Genomic DNA, 260 nt, shown 5'->3' on the forward strand with positions numbered 1-260 from the left:
GTGTTTGGTACTGACAGTCATACCACCATGATTAATGGTATTGGCGTGCTTGGTTGGGGCGTGGGCGGTATTGAAGCAGAGGCTGCCATGCTTGGACAGCCATCATCGATGTTGATTCCACAAGTCGTTGGTTTTGAGATGACGGGTAAATTGACCGAAGGCGTCACCGCCACGGATTTGGTATTGCGTGTGGTTGAAATGCTACGTGCCCATGGTGTGGTTGGTAAGTTTGTCGAATTCTACGGTGAAGGCCTGCACAG

The 260-nt window shown here is 50.8% G+C and carries 1 protein-coding gene; it reads left to right on the forward strand.

What is annotated here, in order from left to right; genetic code table 11:
- On the forward strand, positions 1-260 hold a 260-nt coding region (locus tag AAEZ18_RS19120), incomplete at both ends, for an aconitase family protein (RefSeq protein ID WP_352256001.1).

The organism is Pseudoalteromonas sp. 19-MNA-CIBAN-0066 (genome assembly GCF_040308705.1).
Taxonomy (GTDB): domain Bacteria; phylum Pseudomonadota; class Gammaproteobacteria; order Enterobacterales; family Alteromonadaceae; genus Pseudoalteromonas; species Pseudoalteromonas nigrifaciens.